This window comes from Prevotella scopos JCM 17725, from assembly GCF_018127785.1.
Taxonomy (GTDB): Bacteria; Bacteroidota; Bacteroidia; order Bacteroidales; family Bacteroidaceae; genus Prevotella; species Prevotella scopos.
Map to the genome: position 1 here is coordinate 1,191,028 of NZ_CP072390.1, position 23,713 is coordinate 1,214,740.

The window sequence follows — 23,713 nt, forward strand, 5'->3', positions numbered from 1 at the left end:
TGACAAAACATTCGAGAAAAAGGTAGGAAAATGCCTTAAAAGCGAGCTGCTTTATCGCTTCCGTAAGTTACTTGTTATCAGGTAGTTGCAAAAAGAGGTTTTAAAAGGTGCTTAATAAGGTTCTAAAAGGGCGTTAGTAAGACCTCAAAAGGGCACCTTTTGCAAGCCAATTGGGCGTTAATTACAAGCCATTTTGTGGTCTTTACAAAATCAATATGTGAAAAAATTGGACAAACTTAAAGAGGTTTAGAGTGATAAGGTATGCATCTTGCGCATAGACTCTTAAGAAATATCACACAGCGAGGCTCTAAGTTTGCAGCAAGAAACTTAGAGTTGCTCTGTATGTCTTATTATATAATAGGTTTAAACTATCACTTCATAATCTGAAAGAACCCTAACTAATAGGTTACTAATCATGATAACTATTAATCAGATTCAAAAAGAAACGTCTGAAATCACTCCACTTATAATAATAAGGTTTAGCGGTCGAAGGCAATGGTAGCGTAGCTTCTTCCTCATTGAGCAGTGCCTTTACAAGAACGTCTGCCTTTGGGTTCTTTGGGATCTTATAGAACACAAGCTGAATATTAGCTGCCATTGGGAAGATACGTGAACCTATCCAACCCTTTGCTTCAAGACTATCAACCTGAAACACTTGTACGTAACTTCCATTTAAATCGAGCAGACAAGCCAACGGCATAACCATTGTTTCATGTCCGAAGCGAAGTGTAGCTCCTGGATGTGGAAGCGCAAGACAAGAATCTGCTTCAGTAATAATATTACGCAAGAGATTACGCTGAGAGAAAGGCTGTTTAGCACCACTCTGAGGTGCACCTGCAAAGTGTAGATACCACCAAACATTGGTTCGCTGCCAAAGCCGATAACGTTCATCTGGCGTAAAAATATCATATAGTGATAACGAATGACGTATCTCCGAGTTCTGCACGAAACCAGCAAGGCTAAAGAGGTCGGTTATCAGCTGCTCTGCATTGACATTCTTGTCAACATAATCAGCATTTTTGAAAAGGCGGGACATCAATGGCTGATAATTCATATTGCGTTTCTCCCAATCCTTCATAGTTTCTTTAACCTCCTCACTCTCCTTTTGTTGAGCAAGTTTCTTGTCTGAAAAGTTCATGTAATACATATCATGTTCACTCGCATCGTGGCGAATTCGCAAATGAGGATTCTGTCGTAAGAGTTCCTGTAGGGCATTCTCCATGGATAGAATACAACGGATAACCACCGTTGACTTGGCATCCACCCACACAGAATCACGAAAAACAGATGGGAAACGTTTAAACATTCGTCGTGCAATCTGCTTATGTTGCTCAGCACCCAATGGTGTCAACTCGCCCCAACGCTTGTATGACTCAGCATACATACGACGTATCTTACCCATTGTTTCCCTACCTTTCTCACTGAGGATACCAGCCGAATCAGCTCGCTCAAGCACCTGCAGCGGTCGAATATAGTCTTGTCCTGATAAAAGATAACGCGATCCATGTCTTCCATAGTGAGAGATATAGACTGGGACATAGCCAATAGGAGGTGCCGTAAGTTTTCCTGAAGGCGTAGGATAGGCTACCCCATTACTTGCTGATAGTTCTGGCTTCGCATCAATATCTTTTCTGAATGACTGTGCTGTCACATGTAACGAAGACAGGAAAGCCATCATACACAGCAGAGTGATTTGTTTTCTCATATCATAATAAATTTGTTTTATATTCTTATAAGGACGAAACCAAAACGCCATGAACGCACAGGGTGATTTCATCCTATCCTACAAAGATAAGCATTTTTCATGATTTTCGGAGGTTAAGGTAATAAAAGAAAATGAGAATGTGCCTATTAACACATCCTCATTTCTCTCTAATCCTATCCAGCCCTCCCCTCCTTTGGAGGGGTTGGGGGAGGTCTTTACATATCCTCTTGGAACAATGGGTCCTCAGGAACAACCATTATTGGTTTCTGCTGAGCAGCCTTCATGATATTCTCTGGTACGTACTTATTATCAACAACCAGACGGAAGGTGTATTCATTAAACCAAGGATTACTCATAATCAAGTAACCATTCTGACCATAAGAGGCACTCCAAGAGTTCTCTACCTTCCACTTCTTTGACTGACCATTCTCATCTAAGTCTACTGCTGTAAGTGTCATCGCATGGGTTGAACCACTGTCAAAGGTTGCAATACGCTCTGCCTTATTCATTGGGAAGCTTGTTCCGAAAAGTGTTCCATAGTCATAGTTATCCAAGTCAAGATAACCACGCTTGCGGTCGAGCTGCTTACCCACATCATAACTGGTGTACATCTTTGTTGAGTCTTTCAGTGAAGCTATAGCCATCTTCGCAATATCTTCCATTGGAAGGTTCACATACTTCCAGTTATGACCATCGTAGGTATGACGGTCATACTCTATCTCGTAGGTCTTATAGTAAGGACGACGAGGGTCGTTCATTGCCATAATAAAGGTTCCATTGAGTGGACCTCCCACTGTCTCCTTATAGAATTCCTGTGGTGTATAGGTCTTAGCCTTACCAATCTGTTTACCGTTTTTATCCTTGAAAGCAAAGGTGAATGTCTTCACTGGCTCACCCAAAGAAAGTGAGAGTATATGATAGATATTACCCAACATCTCTGTCTTGCGTGCCTTGATAGCTGCCTTTGACTTCTTGTCAGCTACCATCTTACGCAGTTCCAAACCATACTCACGTAGTTTTGATGACACAATCCTTGCCATACGAGAGGTATTTTCAGCTGAATAGGTTTCTTGCATGGCTTCCATGGGTACTACTCCATACTTCTCAACCAAGTCAGATACACCGCAGAATGTACCGCCATCACTGATAGGATTCTTAAAGAAGAACTGCACACGTGGGTCGTCTAATGACTTACCAGCATTGTCTATCACACCCTGCAACATCAAGTTAGCCTTCTCTAACTGGTCATAGAAAGAGAGGTAAACGTGAGAATATTCCACTCTCAATGTATCCTTATGGCGACGTGCAAAGTTAGCACGCAAAACATTCAGTCCTGTAAAGAGCCAGCAACGACCCGAACTTTTCTGATCTTGGATATTCTGTTTCGGTGTCTCCACGCTAAAGTAGGTGTCTACAGGACCAGAATTACGGAAGTTACGAGCAAGGTCATCAATAGAATTTGTGGCGATTGCATTCGATAAAGCACGGTCAGACTTAGTCAATCCAGACTTCTGAATCTGCTGCAACATCTGTGCATCAATACCACCATCTTTCGTCTGTGCCTGAAGTGTAAGCACCCAACTTAGCAAGCCACAGGCTATAAACATTTTCTTTCTCATTGTTTTCTTAATAATATTAAGGTAAAGGGTTATTAAAAACTTATTTTCTACAAAGATACTATTTATTTCCCATTGTTGTTGTAATAATGTGTGAAAATCATCATTGATATTGATAAATTCTACCTAAAAGGGAAAGCTTAACAATTTCTTTTGGTGAAGAGAAAAGAGTTTATTTCATAAAAATTAAAGGCAGTACATGAAAAGAAGGAATCCTATCCTATCACTTTGACCATACTTTCAGGCATTTTCTATGTAAAACATTTGCGTATATTGTTTTTTTTTACGAATATTGCATACGCAAATTAGCGGCTGATGAAAGTCGCATAAACTAAAAATAAATCTATGAAGAAAATCTTATTGAGCCTGTTTCTTGCTGCTGTCAGCCTATCAAGCTATGCACAGCACTTTATAACAGACCCTAATTTCAGACAAAAAGTAGAAAATGCATTCCAAGCCAAGATGAAGGTTATTGGCAAGAAGTTCTATAACACAAAGGGGCTTCGGGTGTCTCCTGAAGAAGAGGAAGCCTTACGTTTCTTGTATGCTTATATGCCAATTGCCGATGCTACGGACTATCCTACGGCCTATCATCTTAAAAACATACGCACCGCCTTGCAAACAAGAAAGTCTATGGCATGGGGAAAAGATGTCCCTGAATTGCTGTTTAGACATTTCGTTTTGCCTATGCGTGTAAACAACGAGCCGCTTGATAGCTCTCGTGCTATCTTCTATCGTGAACTGAGTGAGCGTGTGAAAGGACTTCCTATGAAGGAAGCTATCCTTGAGGTAAACCACTGGTGCCACGAACGTGTTACCTACGAGCCTTCTGATGCTCGTACTTCTTCACCTCTTCAGTCTATCCGTACGGGTCGTGGACGCTGTGGAGAGGAGAGTACTTTTACGGTAGCTGCCCTCCGTTCTATCGGTATTCCAGCTCGTCAGGTATATACTCCTCGATGGGCACATACGGATGACAATCATGCTTGGGTAGAAGCTTGGGCTGATGGCAAATGGTATTTCTTAGGTGCTTGTGAGCCAGAGCCAGTACTCAACCTTGCTTGGTTTAACGAGCCCGCATCACGTGCAATGCTCATGCACACACGTGCTTTCGGTGATTATGAGGGTCCAGAGGAGGTGATGTTACGTACCAATAACTTCACCGAGATTAACCTCATTGACAACTATGGCAGTACGTCTAAGATTGATTTTAAGATTATTGATAAAGATGGTAAGCCTGTTGACAACGCAAAGGTAGACTTCAAGATTTATAATTATGCCGAGTTCTATACCGCTGTGTCTAAGTACACAGGTACTGATGGAACGACCTTCCTCTCTGCTGGTAAGGGCGATATGATTGTCTGGGCATCAAAGGATGGACAGTTTGGCTTTGCTAAAGCCACCTTTGGAAAGGATAAGTCAATCACCATCAAACTGGATTATAACGAGCAAAATATGCCAAAGGAGGCTGACCTCGACATCGTTCCACCTGCTTCAAATACCACATTACCAGCCGTTACCAAGGCACAGCGTGATGAGAATACTCGTCGTTTGACTTATGAGGATTCAATCCGTCATGCCTACATTGCCACCTTCCCAACGGCAGAGTCTATGAAAGATTATCGCTATCCAGCAGCTACTCCTTATATTGTTAAGGCACGTGGAAACTGGAAAACTATCAAGGCTTTTGTAGAGAAGTATGCTAATCAGCAAGATCGTGCCCTAAAATTGCTCAGTACTTTGAGCGACAAGGACCTCCGTGACATGCCAATGGAAATCTTGGAGGATAACATGAAGGCAAAGAGCAACCAACTCTCTCCACGTGTTGAGAGTGAAATGATTCTCAAACCGTTCAAACAATTCTTTGAGAAAGCCTTTGCAAAGGAGGCTGCAAGTTTCCGTAAGAACCCAGCTTTATTGGTTGAATGGATTAGAAAGAATATCAAAATGAATCCTGATACTCGTGCAATGAGAATCCCACAGACACCAAGAAGTGTTTGGGAGAGCCGTATTACCGATAGCCGTAGTCGTGATATCTTCTTCGTAGATGTTGCACGCAGCTTAGGTATTGAGGCTCGTATGGATCCTGTGGCATGGAAGATTCAGTATAAGCAGAACGGCAAATGGGTGGATGTTGACTTTGATTCAGCAGCACAACAGACTGCGAAGACTGGTAAATTAGTACTGACATTCACTCCTGATGGTTTCCTCGATGATCCTAAGTATTATAGCCATTTCAGCATTAGTAAGATTGTTTATGGACAGACATGGCTGATGAACTTTGACGAAGGTCAGGTCGACATGGGTGGCGGTGCTACATGGTCGAACACCTTTAAGAATGGGGCAACACTCGATGAGGGTACCTACATCCTCGTGACTGGTCAGCGAATGGCAGATGGTAGTGTACTTGCACACAGCCGTTTCTTCCAGATTAAACCAGGAGAGACGACTACTCTCCCACTCGATGTACGTCAGGAAAGTGAAGGTGTGAAGGTGATTGGTAGCTTCAATAGTGAGGACTTGTTTGACAAAGATGGTCAGAGCGTTTCTATCCTAAGCCAGACAGGACGTGGCTATTACGTTCTCGGCGTATTGGGTATCGGTCAAGAGCCAACCAACCACGCTTTGCATGATATTGAAAAGATGAAGGATAAGCTCGACAAGTGGGGTCGTCCATTCGTCTTACTCTTTAAAAATGAGGCAGAAGCTAAGAAGTTCCAAGCACAGAAGGGTGAGTTCCCTAACCTCCCTGCGAAGACTATCTTCGGTATTGATAAGGATGGAACCATCCAGCAGGAAATAGCAAAAGAGATGAAACTCCGCAATACTGAACAGTTACCTATCTTTATTATCGCTGACACCTTCAATCGTATTGTCTTCCTTTCTCAGGGATATACAATCGGATTGGGTGAGCAACTCGTTAAAACAAGTAGTAAACTTTAATTAAGGAGAACAAGGAGTTTAGGAGTGAAAGGGAGTTAAGACAATACTATCTGTTATTGTGATGTATGACTGTTAATCGTCTAATAAATTACATCTATAAAAGTATTGTCTTAACTCCCTTTCACTCCTTAACTCCTTTAACCCTCAAATAATCCAACATGAACCGAACTGATTTTGAGATAGAGATATGTGCTAATAGCGTTGAAAGCTGCATAGAAGCACAGAAAGGTGGAGCTAATCGTGTAGAACTCTGCATGGGTATTCCCGAAGGTGGCACCACTCCTTCGTATGGTGAGATAAAGATGGCGAGAGAAGTGTTGACTGATACACGTCTACATGTTATCATCCGCAATCGTGGGGGCAACTTCCTTTATACTGAACAAGAGCTTCAGCGCATGGCTATGGATATTGATCTTTGTCGTGAGTTAGGTGTAGATGGTGTTGTCTTTGGCTGCCTTACAGCTGAAGGAGACATTGACATGAAATCCAATGAATATCTGATGTCTCACGCAAAAGGAATGAGTGTTACCTTCCATCGTGCTTTCGACCGTTGCCGTGAACCTGAGAAAGCATTGGAACAGCTCATCTCTCTTGGTTTTGATAGAGTACTGACTTCTGGACAGCAACCCACTGCTGAGGAGGGTATTCCCCTACTCCAGCGATTAAACCAGTTGGCAAATGGTCGTATAAAAATCATGCCGGGTTGTGGTGTGAACGAAAAGAACATTGCACGCATACGCCAAGAAACAGCCGTACCTGCCTTCCACTTCTCTGCCCGTGAGCCACAAACAAGTCGCATGACCTACTCTAATCCATCCGTTTATATGGGTGCAGAGGGTACCGATGAGGACACTATCATGTTAACAACAGAGCGCAGAGTGAGAAATACGATTGACGCACTGATGGGAAAAAGGCGTGATAGGGAAGATTATTAGATATTAGAGAACACTTATATTACATAATTAACATTTAAATAGTATTTGATAATGAAATACGCAACACACATATCTGAATTTTTCTATGACCCAAAAGCATTCTTTATAATACCTTTATATCAGAGAAAATACGCATGGGACAGGGATAATTGTCGTAGATTATTTGAGGATATTTTGAAGATTCAGAAGTATAATAGACCGAGTCATTTTTTTGGTTCTATTGTAACAGTAAAGGACAATGAGTTGGAAAATGACTTGTTGGTGATAGATGGACAGCAGCGTATTACTACGATTTCCTTGATTATCCTTGCACTACGGAATGCTGTAAATAAAGGTCAATTGGAGTGTGAAGATAAAGAAATGATGATGCAGACTACCCAGCCTTATTTGTATGCTATGTTTCGGAAGGTACCACGAAAAATAAAACTTTGCCCAATAGAGTCTGATAAGCCTGCATATGATGTATTATTTGAGAATAATCCCAAAAAGTTTATTACGAGCTCTGGTCTCACAGACAACTATAACTTTTACTATGAACAAATAATTAGTTGTGGTTTGACTTTTGAACAAATTTTTGAAGCAGTAGAAAAACTTATCATTATAGATTTGAGATTAGAGTCAAGTGATGAGCCACAGTTGATATTCGAAAGTCTTAATTCCACAGGAAAAGATCTTACAGAAGCTGACAAGGTAAGAAACTTTCTTCTTATGGCACTTACCAAAGACCAACAAGAGGATTACTATCATCGGTATTGGAAGAAAATTGAAGAATATACAGATGGTGATCCAACTATGTTTATTCGTGACTATTTAACTATTCATATCAAACGAATTTGTAATATAAATAACCTCTATTTTGAGTTTAAAGAATTTAGTGAACTCAACAACAAAAATCGTGAGGAATTTCTTGCAGACCTATTACATTATGCAGAGTATTATACACAAATCGTTAAAGGAAGAACAGAAAGTATAAAAATAAACCGCAAACTAAATCAATTAGCAAGTATTGGTTCACAAGTTGCGATGCCTTTTTACTTATCTTTCTTCAACTATAAAGACCAACATCTACTTTCAGAAGAAGCTGTTTATGAAGTTCTTGATATCACAGAGAATTATTGGGCAAGACGCATTATTTGTGGTTATCCAGCTAATGTCATGCAGAAACTCTATGCAACATTGCACCATGATGTGATGCGAATTTACGAGAGGCATGAGAAGAGAAATATTCCCGTAGAGGTCTCTTATGCAGAGATTATGAAGTATCTTCTGTTAAAGAAACAGGGTAATTCTATCTTTCCTGATGACAGAGCGGTGGATATGGAGTTTCCAATTCGTCAGATTTATAAATTACCCATTGACTACAAGTACTTCTTATTTGAAAGAATGGAAAATGAAAATAGTAATGAGGGAATACAACCTATTGTTGAAAAGATGAAAGAAGGTGTAGTTACAATAGAACATATTATGCCTCAAACTTTGACTCTTCAATGGAAACAGGAACTTGGCGAGCGATACGAGGAAATCTACGAAAAGTATCTTCATACCTTTGCTAACCTTACGCTAACTGGTTATAACACTAACTACAGCAACCGTTCTTTCCAAGATAAAAAAAATGGATATGAGTATAAGGGTGTAAAGGTATATGGTCTTAATGAGTCTAAGTATGAATTAAGTAGCTATTTGAAGACCTGTGATTATTGGACGGAAGAACAATTGATAGAAAGAGGCACTTTGTTATTGCAGCGTTTCAAGAGCTTATGGCCTATGATCTCTACTATATATACCCCACTTGAGAAAGATATGGAAACAGTATCATTAGCTGATGATGAGTACGAGTGGACCAGTCGTAACATTCTTGCTTTCACCTATAAAGGACAAAAGTATACTGTGTCAAATTGGAAGAGTATGCTAATTCAACTATGCCAATTACTATATAAGGAGAACCCAACAAGTATTATTCATCTAAGTCATAATGGACTGTGGCTCCATGATACAGAAAAGAATAATAGAACAAAAGTTGCTGAAGGATGTTTTGTACATACTGCATGCGACACTCGAACAAAGAAAACTATTATTAAGTTTATTTTTGAGAAGTGTCACATCCCAGAAACTGATTTAGAAATACACTTGCAACCTGTTACAGAAAAGCAGTTAGAGGAAGAATAGTTATTTTCCTACAATAAGTTATTCACGTTTGTTCTATTTTCCACAATAGATGTAGAACTTTTAAAGATGTGTTTATAGCTTATATTGAAAAAGAGGACAGTACGAATTAATATATAAAAGTTGTAGGGGATAGGTGTTTTAGTAATTCTGTATATGATTATCAGTCAGTTACGATAGATATTTACTCCTATAACTGATGTAATATTAATAATATTATACAACGCATACGATAGTAACTACTATTGTTTGAGAGACTTAATGGGCACTAAATATTCGAGACATAAAATCTTATATATTGAGAATTAAGTTTGAAATGCAGTTGCTGTCATTTTTAACATTTCGCATTATTATCTGTAATACAGAATATTATAAATCAAAAACGAGTGACAGTAATGACAGTAAGTTTAATTTTATTGCTGTCCGATAAAAATAAACTGAAAGTTCTGTATCTCTTTACCCATCGGTGTTGCAGCCGTTTTACTTATCCATGGGCTTGGTTTTCAGTTTTAAACTGTAAGCATTATAAAATGTGCTTATTTTGACAAGGGAAGCCTTATAATAACCAAATAAATTAATGAAATCATAAGTTTAAGTCTATTTTATCTAATACAGATAACTCCTCAAAAGTTTTATCGGACACCAATAGTTTAATTTCTTATCATTCGGTCAGGATGCGTAGTTTATGAGATATCTATATTAATCCTCGATTATTCATTAGATTGTAGGACTAAAGTTTAACTCCAATAAAAGATATACTATTTTTGATGACATTACTCATTAACATAGCTGAATTAAAAACAATTATACCAATAGGCGATTAAGGTATTGCATTCTTTAATGCTGACATGCCGCACATATTGTGCTTACGGCAAACACGAGACGTGTTGATGTACAACACGATATGTGATGGCAACCTTAAGTTGCGTTTTTAGGACTGACTCGTAGATATACCCAATGACGGAATAGTCTTTCTATCTTAAAGTTCCAAATAGAATGCGTAACTATTTGGACACAATTTAGAAGTTGCTGTCACTCCTATCACAACAAACTACACTGTAAGTGACTTATTATAAACTCTTTATCACAAATGTTAAAACTGACAGCAACTAAAAACAAAAATAAAATAGGGGGAATAAGAATACAAAAATCCTCGCTATGACTGCTAATTGGTGTGACATATCTCCGAAGGCATCTCCCCTTGATATGCCGTCTATACTAAACCGTCTAACTGCTTCTTAAGTTCTTTCAGCTGGTCGCGCACAGAGAAGAGGGTTTCCATTACCTTTTGACTCTTGTCGGCACCACTTCTGTTCTCCTGCAACATCTTACGAGCTGCAGCAATCTTAAAGCCACGCACCTTGACAAGATTGTAAATAACCTTTATCTGTTCAATGTCCTTCTCCGTATATTGGCGTACACGATTACCCGTCGTCTTAGGACGAAGGTGTGGAAACTCGGTTTCCCAATATCTCAACAGACTCTCCGTAACGTTAATCTGCTGTGCCACTTCCTTGATAGAATAATACAGTTTGCGCGGATTCTCTGCCATGTCTTAGTAACTTTTATATCAATTATTTACACAATCTTAGGTCTGAATAGGAAGACTATGTCCACCTCTAAAAGAAGTTTTTACGTATTCAGCAGCCTAATTGTTTGCAAAAATACTCAAAAGTCAGTATCTTTGCAACACTTTTAGGTAGAAAAATTGAATTAAAAATAAAATAAAGATGATGACAGCAAACGAAATCCGCGACTCTTACTTGAAATTCTTTGAGTCGAAGGGACACGTTATCGTACCGTCTGCCCCTATGGTTATTAAGGACGACCCTACACTGATGTTTACAAATGCTGGTATGAACCAGTGGAAAGATATTATCCTCGGAACAAAGGAACCAGAGCCTCGTCGCCGCACTGACTCACAGAAATGTCTGCGTGTTAGTGGTAAGCACAATGACTTGGAGGAGGTTGGTCGTGATGCAGCACTCAGCCATCACACAATGTTTGAGATGTTAGGTAATTGGAGTTTCGGTGATTACTTCAAAGAAGGAGCAATCGACTATGCATACGAATACCTTGTAGATGTACTCCACCTTGACCCAAAAGATCTCTATGTAACTGTCTTCGAAGGTGATGAGACAGAAGGAATATCACGTGATGATGAAGCTGCAAGCTATTGGGAGAAGCACTTCCCAAAGAATCATATCGTCAACGGCAACAAACACGATAACTTCTGGGAAATGGGAGACACTGGTCCTTGTGGTCCTTGTTCAGAGATACATATCGACTTTCGTTCAGAGGAAGAGAAGGCAAAGGTGCCTGGTGAAGAACTCGTAAACAAAGATCACCCACAGGTTATTGAGATTTGGAACATCGTGTTCATGCAGTTCAATCGTAAGGCTGATGGTAGTCTTTCACCTTTGAAGATGCAGGTTATCGATACCGGTATGGGCTTTGAACGTCTCGTTCGTCTCATGCAGGGCAAGAACTCTAACTACGATACAGATATCTTTGCACCAGTTATTGCAGAGATTGAGAATATTTCAGGCAAGAAGTATAACCACACCTTCCCAGAGGGTCCTAATGGTGAAGGCGTTAATGAGGAGCAGAAGGTAGATATCGCTATGCGTGTCGTAGCCGACCACCTTCGTGCTGTTGCATTCTCTATTGCTGATGGTCAGTTGCCAAGCAATGCTAAGGCAGGTTACGTTATTCGGCGAATCCTTCGCCGTGCCGTTCGTTACGCTTATACTTTCCTTGGTCAGAAGGAAGCTTTCATGTATAAGTTGCTCAACGTGTTGGTACGTGAGATGGGTGGTGCCTATCCAGAACTTAACGCACAGCGTGAGTTGATTGGTCGTGTGATGAAGGAAGAAGAAGATTCCTTCCTCCGTACATTGGACAAGGGTATTATGCTCCTCAATGGTGCAATGGACGAGTTGAAGGCACATGGCCAGACTCAACTCGATGGTAAGGAGGCTTTCCGCCTCTTCGACACCTATGGTTTCCCACTCGACCTCACCGAACTTATCTGCGCAGAGAATGGCTATACCGTTGACGAGAAGCAGTTCAATGAGGAGATGGCACTACAGAAGGCACGTGCTCGCAATGCTGCTGCTGTAGAGAATGGTGACTGGGAAATACTACGTGAAGGTGAACAGGAGTTTGTTGGCTACGACTACACAGAATATGAATGCCACATCCTCCGCTACCGTAAGGTGACTCAGAAGAAAAATAGTTTCTATGAGCTTGTACTCGACCATACTCCTTTCTACGGAGAAATGGGTGGTCAGGTAGGTGACCAAGGCGGTCTCGTTAGTGAGGACGAAACAATCAATGTTATCGATACCAAGCTTGAGAACAACCAGAGCGTACACATTGTTAAGGAATTACCAAAGAACCTTGAGGCTGATTTCATGGCTTGTGTTGACACAGAGAAGCGTGATGCTTCAGCTGCCAATCACACTGCAACTCACCTTCTCGACTATGCTTTGAAGCAGGTGCTTGGCGAGCATGCAGAGCAGAAGGGTTCATACGTAAGTCCTAACACACTACGTTTCGACGTCTCTCACTTCCAGAAGATTACCGATGAGGAACTTCGTCAGGTTGAGAAGCTAGTCAATGAGATGATTCGCAAGGATTATCCAATGGACGAGCATCGTGATACTCCGATGGAAGAAGCTAAGAAGATGGGTGCAGTAGCCCTCTTCGGCGAGAAGTATGGTGACAAGGTTCGTGTGGTACGTTTCGGTCCAAGCTGTGAGTTCTGTGGTGGTATTCATGCCACCTCAACAGGCCGTATCGGCTTCTTTAAGATTGTTGGTGAGAGCAGTGTAGCTGCTGGTGTACGCCGTATCGAGGCTATGACAGGTGAAACTTGTGAAAACGCTATCTACGCTCTTGAAGATACTTTACGCGACTTGAAAGCTATGTTCAACAATGCTAAGGATCTCAAGGCTGTTATCACTAAGTTTGTTGAGGAAAACGACCACATGAAGAAGGAAGTAGAGAGTTTCCGATCTCAGGCCGTTAGTCGCACAGCAAAGTCGTTAGTTGAGTGTGCAGAGATGGTAAATGGTGTACATGTTGTTAAGGCTGTATTACCAATCGACCCAGCTTCGGCAAAGGATATCGTCTTCAAAGTGCGTGAGGCATTACCAAAGAAGCTTGTTTGTGTACTCGGTTCTGTATATGATGAGCGTCCTCTATTGTCTATCATGCTCAGTGACGACATGGTGAAAGAGCAAGGCTTAAATGCTGGTCAGATTATCCGTGAGGCTGCTAAACTCATCCAAGGTGGCGGTGGCGGTCAGCCACACTACGCTCAGGCTGGTGGTAAGAATGCTGAAGGCATAAAATCAGCAGTGGATAAAGTGATTGATTTAATCAATCTATAAATAAACAAAACACTCATTAAGAAGGAGAGCTCAGGCTCTCCTTCTTTTATATTACTTGTGTCCTCAATGATGTTATTAAAGATGGTGCATACAATAAGCGTGTTTAGCACCAGATAAATTTTATTCTTTTATGTAATAATATTGAATATCGCTTTGCACTTATAAGATAAATAATTATCTTTGCCTAAGAGAACAAAACAATTTAATATAACAAAATCACCGCAATATGAACACTAGACTCTTATCAATAGCCATCATCGTTGCCACGATAATCATCTCATTACTCTGTGTTGTGAATGGTCCGGAACAAATAATACTTCATTGGAACTTTTCAGGTGAGGCAGATAGTTATGGGTCAAAGTCTTTGATATTAATTCTTCCTGTCATATCAACAATTATTTTCTTGCTGTTAGCAAGCAAAGGAAAGCATCTTCCCGACACGAGTCTGCTAAATGAGAACTCACAAAGAAGTAAGCATCCACAGGCAGTCGGAGCTGCAACACCTATTCTACTATCAGTAATTTTGTATATAACAGCTTGTTCTGCATGCTTACTCCCAATGTATTCATGGGTATCCTTCGTGCTTATCATTCTTGCAATAATCCTCTTTATCTATAACTCACGCAGACGGATAAAACGATAATTTTTACCAGACAACAATAAAAAAGGTTCTATACCATTTCGTGTAGATAGCAGAAGGATACTTTTTTAGCTTGAACATCTTTTCATTGACAGGTTAATCTGTCTTCTTTGCTTCAACATTAAATCTTTGAGACAAAGATTTACAGATAAGGAGAAGCATCCGTTAGATTATACCAAAACAGAGAATTTTATAATGGTAATATTCTGTGGTAAGTACATATCGCATTATCTTTTACCCACACAATTCGTTATAGAGCCATTTTTATATAAAGGTGACTGATAATTAAAAATTAGATAATAGTTGATATTCCTCTTATTTTTTATTGCGTTTCCGTGTAGATATATTTCGATTGTCCGAGTTTTTTTCTTTACTTTGTTTATGTCTTATAATATATTCAAAAGCTGAAGCAATCTCCTCTGCTTTATGTGCATCATGTCCTGTTACAATATGCAATGAAGGTGCACTCAAATCATCAATCTTTACATTAACAACATAATTATGAATCGTTTTATCAGGCGTTCTTGACGTTTCTGCACCACCAAACTCAAAACCCCAAAACGAAATACCACCAATATAAGACGATGTATGACCTGGAATTAGTTGTGGGTCATCCTTAATTTCGCAACTAATAACATCCTTAAAGTTAATTGTTTTTCCCATGAATACAACCTTTTGCATATTCGCATAGAAGCGTAACTCATGATTGACATCAGGAGTGAGATTATTACCTCTAATTATGTTAGTAGGTTCTCCATATTTGGCATACAGAGAATCTTTTGAATATTCATAGTGTAGTTGACTCAAAAGTTTATTATCCCTCCTGAAATTTGTATTAAGATTCTCTGAAAGTTTTTTCATTAAGTCCCAAAAATAAAGATAAGTTCCTACATACCCTTTAGCATAAGAAGTTTTATAAGCGGATTTTGGCACAAAAGGAAAAACATCTGAAATTTTAGGATTGAAACTTCTTATACATCTACCATCAGAATACTCTTCATTTATATATCTATCTACCCAAAAAGAAACTAACATTTTATTTTCATCAATAAGCTGGAAGCTCATTAAGGGAGATATTGAAATCTTATAAACAGAAAAGAAAGCAGGATGTGTAGCAACATTTATAGTTCCTTCCACATCTATCAAGTGTTCAGCTAGATTTATTTTCTTTATTTTCAAACCATTTTGATTTTGCAACCAAGATGCAACATGATTTAAAAGATTTTCTGATTTATATAGAGGAGATTCAATAGTGAATTTTGCTGTAGTAGCAATAAACTTTTCAGAAACGTTTGATTCGTCTATTTTCAAAGGAAATCGTTTCTTTACATTTTCTGCATATATCTTGTAATCATCATTGCTCAAAGAGTACAACAAACTCATATTATTGTCTATTTCAGGACAATGCCAGAACATCTCAGGTGCTTTCACAATTTGGTCATACTTCTGGTCCGTGAATATTTGTGAATAAGAAGCAATAGTAGTTACTAATAGCAAAAAAGTAAACGTAAGTCTTTTCATTTCTACTGTTTTAAGTTTATTATATTTTTCGATATGAACAATAACACAAATAGATTACAAAGATATATAAAATTTCTCATTCGCATCATATCAAATTAAAACTAATTTTTATTTTGCATTTCGCTTGATTTAATGTATCTTTGTAGCTATGAATGCACAAGACGCACAGAACATTAAATGGAGCGAAAACATCATCATAGCAGATGGTGATTACATTGACCATGTTGCCTTCGACATCATCGTCAACTTTGAACGTATGTTGAACCGCCGCATTCCCGCTGCTGACTTCAGTCAGTGGGCTGTTAACATTGCACTTGACGGACGCTTGAAGCCTGGTAATCACGAGACCCAAGTGGTACTCTTGCATGATCGGAAGAATCCAAAACTTGAGAATTTTGCCCCAGCTGATTATGGAAAAGAACTAAATGGACAAGCCTTTCAGGACGACCACCTTGGAGAATTCATTATCAATTCCATTGCAACAGGTGATGAAGCAACGAAGAAAGATGACGCCCTTCTAGACCTTCTGAAGACAATCCTTAATCACGAAGAGGTAAAACGTATTATGATTGTGCCAAATGCTGAGGATGGTCACTTTATGGGTATGCTTCGTTCTACACTTCGCGATGTAGATGATGAGTTAAAACATGTCACACTATTTGCAATGCAACCATTAGAAGGAGGCAACTTCAAACAGCAGATTTTGGGCTATTCGCTCCTCAATGCTATGGGAATATCCTCTTCAGAAATTGAGCATAAGATAAAGTAAACATAAAAATAAAGTAATAATAATAAAATAAGAATTCCCAGCATCAACTTCCATGATACTTTCTTAGGAATGGATTATTGGAACGAATGACAGGGATTTGGATTGAACTATGGGAAAAGTTTTAATGATTGGCGCAGGTGGCGTAGCTACTGTAGCCGCTTTTAAGATTGTCCAGAATCAGGACGTGTTTACAGAGTTCATGATTGCCAGCCGTCGTAAGGAAAAATGTGACGAACTGGTTAAGGCAATTCATGATAAAGGCTATAAGGCTGACATCAAGACTGCACAGGTTGATGCTGATGATGTTGAGCAGTTGAAAGAACTCTTCAATTCATTCAAGCCAGAGTTGGTTATTAATCTTGCTCTCCCCTATCAGGACCTCACCATTATGGATGCCTGCTTAGCATGCGGTTGCAACTATCTTGACACCGCTAACTATGAGCCAAAGGATGAGGCACACTTCGAGTACAGCTGGCAGTGGGCTTATAAGGATAAGTTTGAGCAGGCTGGCTTGACAGCTATCCTTGGTTGCGGTTTCGACCCTGGAGTATCACAGGCTTATACAGCATACGCAGCAAAGCATCACTTTGATGAGATTCATTATCTTGATATTGTTGACTGTAATGCAGGTAACCACCACAAGGCGTTTGCAACGAACTTCAACCCAGAAATCAATATCCGTGAGATTACTCAAAAAGGGCTTTACTACGAGAATGGCGAATGGATTGAAACAGAGCCATTGGTAGTACATCAAGACATAACCTATCCAAACATTGGTCCTCGTGACTCTTACTTGATGCACCATGAAGAGTTGGAATCATTGGTTAAGAACTATCCTACCATCAAGCGTGCACGTTTCTGGATGACATTTGGTCAGCAGTACCTCACTTACCTCGATTGTATTCAGAATCTTGGTATGAGCCGTATCGACGAGATTGAGTACGAAGCACCATTAGCAGACGGTTCTGGTAAGACAACTAAGGTGAAGATTGTACCATTACAATTCTTGAAGGCTGTATTGCCTAACCCACAAGACCTCGGTGAAAACTATGATGGAGAAACCTCTATTGGCTGTCGCATCCGCGGTATCAAGGATGGTAAAGAGCAGACTTATTACATCTATAACAATTGCAAACATCAGGATGCTTACAACGAGACAGGCATGCAGGGTGTTAGCTATACAACGGGTGTGCCAGCAATGGCAGGTGCAATGATGTTCTTTAAGGGACTTTGGCGTAAACCTGGTGTATGGAATGTGGAAGACTTCGACCCAGATCCGTTCTTGGAGGTACTCAATAAACAGGGCTTACCTTGGCATGAAGAGTTTGGTGGTGATTTAGAACTATAAGAAGATGGCTTGCTCTTTGGACTTTATTGAATTTGTTAGTAGTCAGATAGCTTCTGCAGGAATGGTAAGATACAGAAAGATGTTTGGCGAATACATGATTTATGTTGACGAAAAACCAGTTATCATAGTTTGTGACAATATACCTTATGTTAAAGAACACGAGGCAATTGAGTCAATGATGCAGTCTGCTGAACGCGGTTTTCCTTATGAAGGAGCTAAGGAACACTACGTTTTAGATGTTTCAAGGTCTGATTTTGCAGTCAAGCTTGTTAAGACCTTAGCTGAGGTTTTACCCTATCCAAAGAGTAGAAAGAAGAAAAAATAATATTTTATCAATCAGAAAAAAAAGATAATAGTATATGGCAAAAGAAGATACAAGTACGACATCGGCAGCAGAAGGGAAACTGAAAGCTCTGCAAGCTGCAATGTCTAAGATAGAAAAAGACTTTGGTAAAGGGTCCATCATGCGTATGGGCGACGAACAAATAGAACATGTGGACGTTATTCCAACAGGTAGTGTTGCACTTGACACAGCACTCGGCGTAGGTGGTTATCCACGTGGAAGAATCATTGAGATTTATGGTCCGGAAAGTTCAGGTAAGACAACTCTGGCTATTCACGCTATTGCAGAAGCACAGAAGCAGGGCGGTATTGCAGCCTTCATTGATGCTGAGCACGCCTTCGACCGTTTCTATGCTGAGAAGTTAGGCGTAGATGTTGACAATCTTTGGATTTCACAGCCAGACAATGGTGAGCAGGCTTTAGAGATTGCAGACCAGCTGATTCGCTCTTCTGCGATTGACATCCTCGTTGTCGACTCAGTTGCTGCTTTGACTCCAAAGAAGGAAATTGAGGGTGACATGGGTGACTCTGCAGTTGGTTTGCAGGCACGATTGATGAGTCAGGCATTGCGTAAACTTACTTCAACTATCGCAAAAACTAATACTTGCTGCATCTTCATCAACCAGTTGCGTGAGAAGATTGGTGTCATGTTTGGTAATCCAGAGACAACAACAGGTGGTAACGCACTGAAGTTCTACAGCTCTGTACGTCTCGACATCCGCCGTGTCACGTCTATTAAGGATGGCGATCAAGTTATCGGTAATCAGGTTCGTGTGAAGATAGTAAAGAACAAGGTTGCCCCTCCTTTCCGTAAGGCCGAGTTTGAGATTACCTTCGGTGAAGGTATCTCAAAGATTGGTGAGATTGTTGACTTGGGCGTTCAGTATGGTATCATACAGAAGAGTGGTAGCTGGTTTAGCTATAATGGAACAAAACTCGCACAGGGTCGTGATGCAACTAAGACTATGATCAAGGACAACCCAGAACTTGCTGAAGAGCTGGAAGGCTTGATTAAGAACGCAATCGTCGAGCAGACAAAGTAAAAAGCACCAACCTATGGTAACTTGAATATAACTCTTTCATATAAGAGCATTCCTGAGACCATAGGTTTTTATTTATTCTTAATCAATACCCATTCCTATAAATCTTAATAAGGATACATTTTTAATTATAAGTATTTTCTATGCTTTCATTCTCTTCCCTTAATTCTAGCGAGCGCACAATCCTTATGCTGATGGCTTATTTTTACAAATATGGTCAAACTAAGGAGAAACTATCAAACTTGTTGGAGAAGATAATGTTGCCATCTCTTTCCGATTTGGCTTTTAAAAGGTTAATGACCGATGGTTTACTGGTAGAAGTAAATCTTCACAATTACGGAGGTGGAAAAGTATTGTACATAAATAAGGATATGCTGATTCCTTCTCTCTTTGAACTTTTCAAAGAAGAAAACAGCCTATTATTACAGAATATTCGCAGACTTTATAAGAAGACTTATGATAATGACACCCCATCTCCTTTGGTGCGTTTGATAATATATTATATAGCGACAAATGCTGAGGAAGCAATATCAACTTCCTATGCACAAGTCTTAGATTCATTCAATGACTGTTGCCTTAACTTGATTGATGAAAGAGAATATGAGAGCTTCTTTCTATCAATGACCACAGAATTATTGTCTTTTGTTCTGAATGCAACTCTTCGTATGGCAATGTCTCAGGATAGAATAATGGACTGGGAATATTTAAAAGGACTTGTTTTCAACCGTAAAAAAACAGGCAATAGTGTAGCTAAAAGAAGTGAATTAGAATCAGTCTTTGCTTACTATTACTATTTAGGAACGGGTAAAATCTGTATTAATCTTAAAACATCTGTAAGCGACATCTTTACACTTCAGATAGCTGCGATTGATGCCTTGTATAAAGGAGATTACGCTTTGGCCTATAGGCTATACACCAAGGTGATGACCGCTAATAATAAGGTAGCTCTTATTAAGGGAATCTTTGTAAATCCAATTGCTAATTATTATTTCTCGCTTGCAGCAATCTTTACTAACACTGAGACCTCTCTGAAGAAGTTAGAAACGATGATGAAGCGTAATGGGGATAGAAAATACACGCCTACATACTTCCTTGTACAACCGTTGAAGGCTTATTTTTATGATAAGTCTGATGCAAACATACAAAAAGAGTCTTACCTTGACATGTGTAAGAAGCCTAATATGCAGATGGTTTCATGGCTTACTTGGACGATGTATCCGACTTTTGGAATACTTCCGACAAAGGCAACTAAGCCTATTGACCCACCTAATTGGGCTTTCTTACAGCTGGAGACTGGCATTATGGAGAGTAGTTCTTCTGAAGCAAATTTGGTGAAAAACTTCGGTGGTACATCACTATTGAGCCGATTAGAAGTAAAATCTCTTTGGCAGCTTCGACTTGAAACGCTAATTGCGGAGAATCAAACAGCAGAGAATCAAACAACAGAGACTATTCGAGACATAATGCTCGTATATCTGTTGCGTTATGGAATTGTTGTTCCCATTCTTAAACGTAGGTTGAAAAATGGTAGTTGGTCTGTAGGTAAAGAGCTTTCTATTCGTGAACTTATAAATCTAGATATTCCGGGCTTAGATAGTATTGACCAGCGTATTAAAGAAGGAATCTTTTCGTGGGATTATAGTATCTATATTGAGAAGTATCTGTACCTTTTTGTGGATTGTGACCATATTTACACTGGTTCCACCTACGACTTGCAGCCTGTGAAGATTCATAAGGACAATCCACACCTTATCATAGATAAACGTTCGGATGGTTCTTTCAGTGTCTCTACAAATGTAATAGAATTGCAGAATGGTGAAAAAACATCTTTCTTTTATAAGAAGAATTCAGAAACAGACTATTCTGTCTTTACTCCGTCTGACTTTGAATATAAGACCTATAAAGAAATATTAGCACAAGAAACTTATCCTGCTGAAGCGGAATCCTTACTCATTCAGTTGATTAAGGCTGTTGGCGGAAAGACAGAAATACACTCTAATATGGTGGCTGAACTTGACGACTTGGAGCGTATTGACGTAGAACCCTGGATTACACTCCGTGTTATTTCTTCTGCTGACAACTGTTTTAAACTTGCTGCCATGGTGCGTATCACTGATAGCCTTTGCTATGTGCCAGGGAAAGGAAATGTCACTACTATTGCCGAACAAGAGGGTAAAAAAGTACAATTGGTTCGCAACCTAAAGAAAGAACGTAACAACCTTAAAATGATTAGTGAGGGGTTGGCTGAAGCAGAATTCTTTGAAGAGGGCGAAACATGGAAACCACAAAGTATTTCAGAAACGCTAACACTTCCTATCAACACGTTCTTACCTTTTATTCAATGGTGTAAGGAACACAAAGAGATCTGTACAATGGAATGGGCTGAAGGAAATAAGATAAAGTTTTATCCAGGCATCAGCAGTAGCTCTGCACAAATCTCATTCAAGTCAAAGAATGGATGGTTTGAGATAGAAGGTGATGTAGAATTCAGCGAAGGACACGTTATTTCACTCCAGAAGTTGCTCGAAGTAATGCATCAAAGTGTTCAGCAGAAGTATATACGCATTAGTGATAATGAGTTCATAACGCTAAGCAATCAGCTTTCACGCATTCTTAAACGTCTTGACACCATAACGACAGAGAGCCGTTCACATCTGCAGATGGCGCCAGCTGCCGTAGCTTTGTTAGGTGATTTGTGGAACGATGAGGCGTTGAACATTCAGAATAATGATGGTATTAACGCTTTACGCCAACGCATCGAAGAGAGTAGTAAGAAAGTTCCTACCATTCCCAAGACCTTACAAGCACAATTACGCGATTATCAGGAGGAGGGATTTGAATGGATGTCAAGATTGACTGCATGGGGAGCAGGAGTCTGTTTGGCTGACGATATGGGATTGGGAAAGACCGTTCAAACGATCACGTTGCTGCTTGAACAGAGCGAGAATGGACCATCACTGATTGTTGCACCTTCCTCTGTCGTACCTAACTGGCGCAATGAGCTTCAGCGATTCGCACCATCCTTAAACCTCACCATTCTCAATCAGAGTGAGGATCGTTCAAAAGATATCAAAGACGCAAAAGCAGGAGATGTCATTATCACGACGTATGGTATATTGAATACACAACAAGAAGACCTTGCAGGAAGAGAGTGGAATGTGGTATGCCTCGACGAAGCCCATACCATAAAGAATGCCAACACAAAAATGTCAAAGTCGGCCATGCAGTTAAAGGCCCAACGCAAAGTTATCCTTACGGGTACACCTATCCAAAACCATCTGGCAGAGTTGTGGAATCTCTTCCAGTTTATTAATCCTGGTCTTTTGGGAAGTGCAGAACAGTTCAAGAAGAAGTTTATCCTGCCTATTGAAGGTGAAAACGACAAAGCACGTCAAAGTCAGTTACGCCGTCTGATATCTCCCTTCCTTTTGCGCAGAACGAAAGCAGAAGTTGTTGATGAGTTACCTGCCAAGAACGATATAAAACTCCCTGTCGAACTATCATCAGAAGAGATGTCGATGTATGAGGTTAAAAGACGTGAGGCGGAGGCTATGGTCCTTAAAAATAATAAGGATAAAGTGAGTACGTTGGCTGAGATTACTCGTTTGCGTCAGATGGCATGCAGCTGTTCGTTGGTGGACAAGAAATGGAAGCTACCAAGCAGCAAGGTCTTAGCTTTCATTGATCTGGCTGAAAGTCTTAACGACAGTGGCAATCGTGCGCTTGTTTTCAGTCAGTTTACCAGTTTCTTTGAAGAGGTGAGAAAGGCGATGGATAAGGCAAAACTTCCATATCTTTACCTTGACGGAAGTACACCAATGGCTATGCGTGAGAAGTTAGTAAAGGAGTTCCAAACTGGAAAATGTCCTTTCTTCCTTATCAGTCTAAAGGCTGGAGGATTGGGATTAAACCTTACGGGAGCTAACTATGTTATTCATCTTGACCCTTGGTGGAATCCTGCTATCGAACAGCAGGCTACTGACCGTGCCTATCGTATCGGTCAAAAACAGGACGTAACAGTCTATCATCTTATTAGCCAGCACACCATCGAGGAGAAGATTCTACGCTTACATAAAACAAAACGTAACCTTTCCGACTCACTTCTTGAGGGTTCTGATATGTCTCATGCAATGACACAGGAAGAACTACTCGAATTGCTGCAAGATAACAGATAAGAAGGAAAATGAGAGAAAACATATTAAGATACTACTATATGTTTAATAGAGGTTTGCTGTCATTTTAACATTTACTCATAACAAGCTAAAAATAAGGGCCTTACTTTTTAGTTTTTCAT

14 protein-coding genes are annotated in these 23,713 nt (G+C 39.9%); 10 read left to right on the forward strand and 4 right to left on the reverse strand.

Features of this window, described 5'->3' with window-relative positions; all coding sequences use genetic code 11:
* Nucleotides 1–409: 409 nt before the first annotated feature.
* Nucleotides 410–1,705: a histidine-type phosphatase gene (locus J4856_RS10420; RefSeq protein WP_025838350.1), complete on the reverse strand. Its 1,296-nt coding sequence runs from the start codon at nucleotides 1,703–1,705 to the stop codon at nucleotides 410–412.
* A 215-nt stretch (nucleotides 1,706–1,920) separates the two neighbouring features.
* On the reverse strand, nucleotides 1,921–3,324 hold the full coding sequence (locus J4856_RS10425; RefSeq protein ID WP_025838348.1) for a C1 family peptidase: 1,404 nt from the start codon (nucleotides 3,322–3,324) through the stop codon (nucleotides 1,921–1,923).
* A gap of 342 nt (nucleotides 3,325–3,666) precedes the next feature.
* Between J4856_RS10425 and J4856_RS10430 the strand changes: the two genes are divergently transcribed.
* The 3 genes from J4856_RS10430 to J4856_RS10440 all read left to right on the forward strand — a co-directional run bounded on the left by J4856_RS10430 (nucleotide 3,667) and on the right by J4856_RS10440 (nucleotide 9,365).
* Nucleotides 3,667–6,264, forward strand: coding sequence for a transglutaminase-like domain-containing protein (locus tag J4856_RS10430; protein WP_025838347.1), 2,598 nt, complete (start codon nucleotides 3,667–3,669; stop codon nucleotides 6,262–6,264).
* A 158-nt stretch (nucleotides 6,265–6,422) separates the two neighbouring features.
* A complete protein-coding gene (locus J4856_RS10435) occupies nucleotides 6,423–7,199 on the forward strand; it encodes a copper homeostasis protein CutC (RefSeq protein ID WP_025838345.1) in 777 nt (258 codons plus the stop codon).
* Between the two features lie 51 nt (nucleotides 7,200–7,250).
* Complete coding sequence (locus J4856_RS10440) at nucleotides 7,251–9,365, forward strand: DUF262 domain-containing protein (RefSeq protein ID WP_025838343.1); 2,115 nt, start codon at nucleotides 7,251–7,253, stop codon at nucleotides 9,363–9,365.
* Between the two features lie 1,210 nt (nucleotides 9,366–10,575).
* Here J4856_RS10440 and J4856_RS10445 read toward each other — a convergent pair.
* Nucleotides 10,576–10,914 carry a MerR family transcriptional regulator gene (locus J4856_RS10445; RefSeq protein ID WP_004360810.1) on the reverse strand — a complete coding sequence of 113 codons (339 nt, stop codon included), beginning with the start codon at nucleotides 10,912–10,914 and terminating at the stop codon, nucleotides 10,576–10,578.
* Between the two features lie 178 nt (nucleotides 10,915–11,092).
* Between J4856_RS10445 and alaS the strand changes: the two genes are divergently transcribed.
* Both alaS and J4856_RS10455 read left to right on the forward strand, forming a co-directional pair.
* Nucleotides 11,093–13,759, forward strand: a complete 2,667-nt coding sequence (alaS, locus tag J4856_RS10450; RefSeq protein ID WP_065367744.1) for an alanine--tRNA ligase — start codon at nucleotides 11,093–11,095, stop codon at nucleotides 13,757–13,759.
* A 226-nt stretch (nucleotides 13,760–13,985) separates the two neighbouring features.
* Entirely contained in the window at nucleotides 13,986–14,402 is a 417-nt protein-coding gene (locus J4856_RS10455) for a DUF1648 domain-containing protein (protein WP_072904681.1), read from the forward strand.
* Between the two features lie 312 nt (nucleotides 14,403–14,714).
* Here J4856_RS10455 and J4856_RS10460 read toward each other — a convergent pair whose 3' ends face one another.
* Nucleotides 14,715–15,920, reverse strand: a complete 1,206-nt coding sequence (locus J4856_RS10460; protein WP_025838337.1) for a hypothetical protein — start codon at nucleotides 15,918–15,920, stop codon at nucleotides 14,715–14,717.
* A gap of 148 nt (nucleotides 15,921–16,068) precedes the next feature.
* On the opposite strand from J4856_RS10460, the gene J4856_RS10465 reads away from it, so the two are divergent.
* From J4856_RS10465 to J4856_RS10485, 5 genes are all read left to right on the forward strand, one after another.
* Entirely contained in the window at nucleotides 16,069–16,689 is a 621-nt protein-coding gene (locus J4856_RS10465; protein ID WP_025838335.1) for a DUF6621 family protein, read from the forward strand.
* 109 nt (nucleotides 16,690–16,798) lie between these two features.
* Nucleotides 16,799–18,037 (forward strand): saccharopine dehydrogenase family protein, encoded by a 1,239-nt coding sequence (locus J4856_RS10470; protein WP_025838333.1) that lies wholly within the window; start codon nucleotides 16,799–16,801, stop codon nucleotides 18,035–18,037.
* A gap of 4 nt (nucleotides 18,038–18,041) precedes the next feature.
* Entirely contained in the window at nucleotides 18,042–18,362 is a 321-nt protein-coding gene (locus J4856_RS10475) for a TfoX/Sxy family protein (RefSeq protein WP_025838331.1), read from the forward strand.
* Nucleotides 18,363–18,396: 34 nt separating this feature from the next.
* Nucleotides 18,397–19,422, forward strand: a complete 1,026-nt coding sequence (gene recA / locus J4856_RS10480) for a recombinase RecA (RefSeq protein ID WP_065367743.1) — start codon at nucleotides 18,397–18,399, stop codon at nucleotides 19,420–19,422.
* Between the two features lie 191 nt (nucleotides 19,423–19,613).
* Nucleotides 19,614–23,594 carry a DEAD/DEAH box helicase gene (locus tag J4856_RS10485; protein WP_306302197.1) on the forward strand — a complete coding sequence of 1,327 codons (3,981 nt, stop codon included), beginning with the start codon at nucleotides 19,614–19,616 and terminating at the stop codon, nucleotides 23,592–23,594.
* Nucleotides 23,595–23,713: the final 119 nt, after the last annotated feature.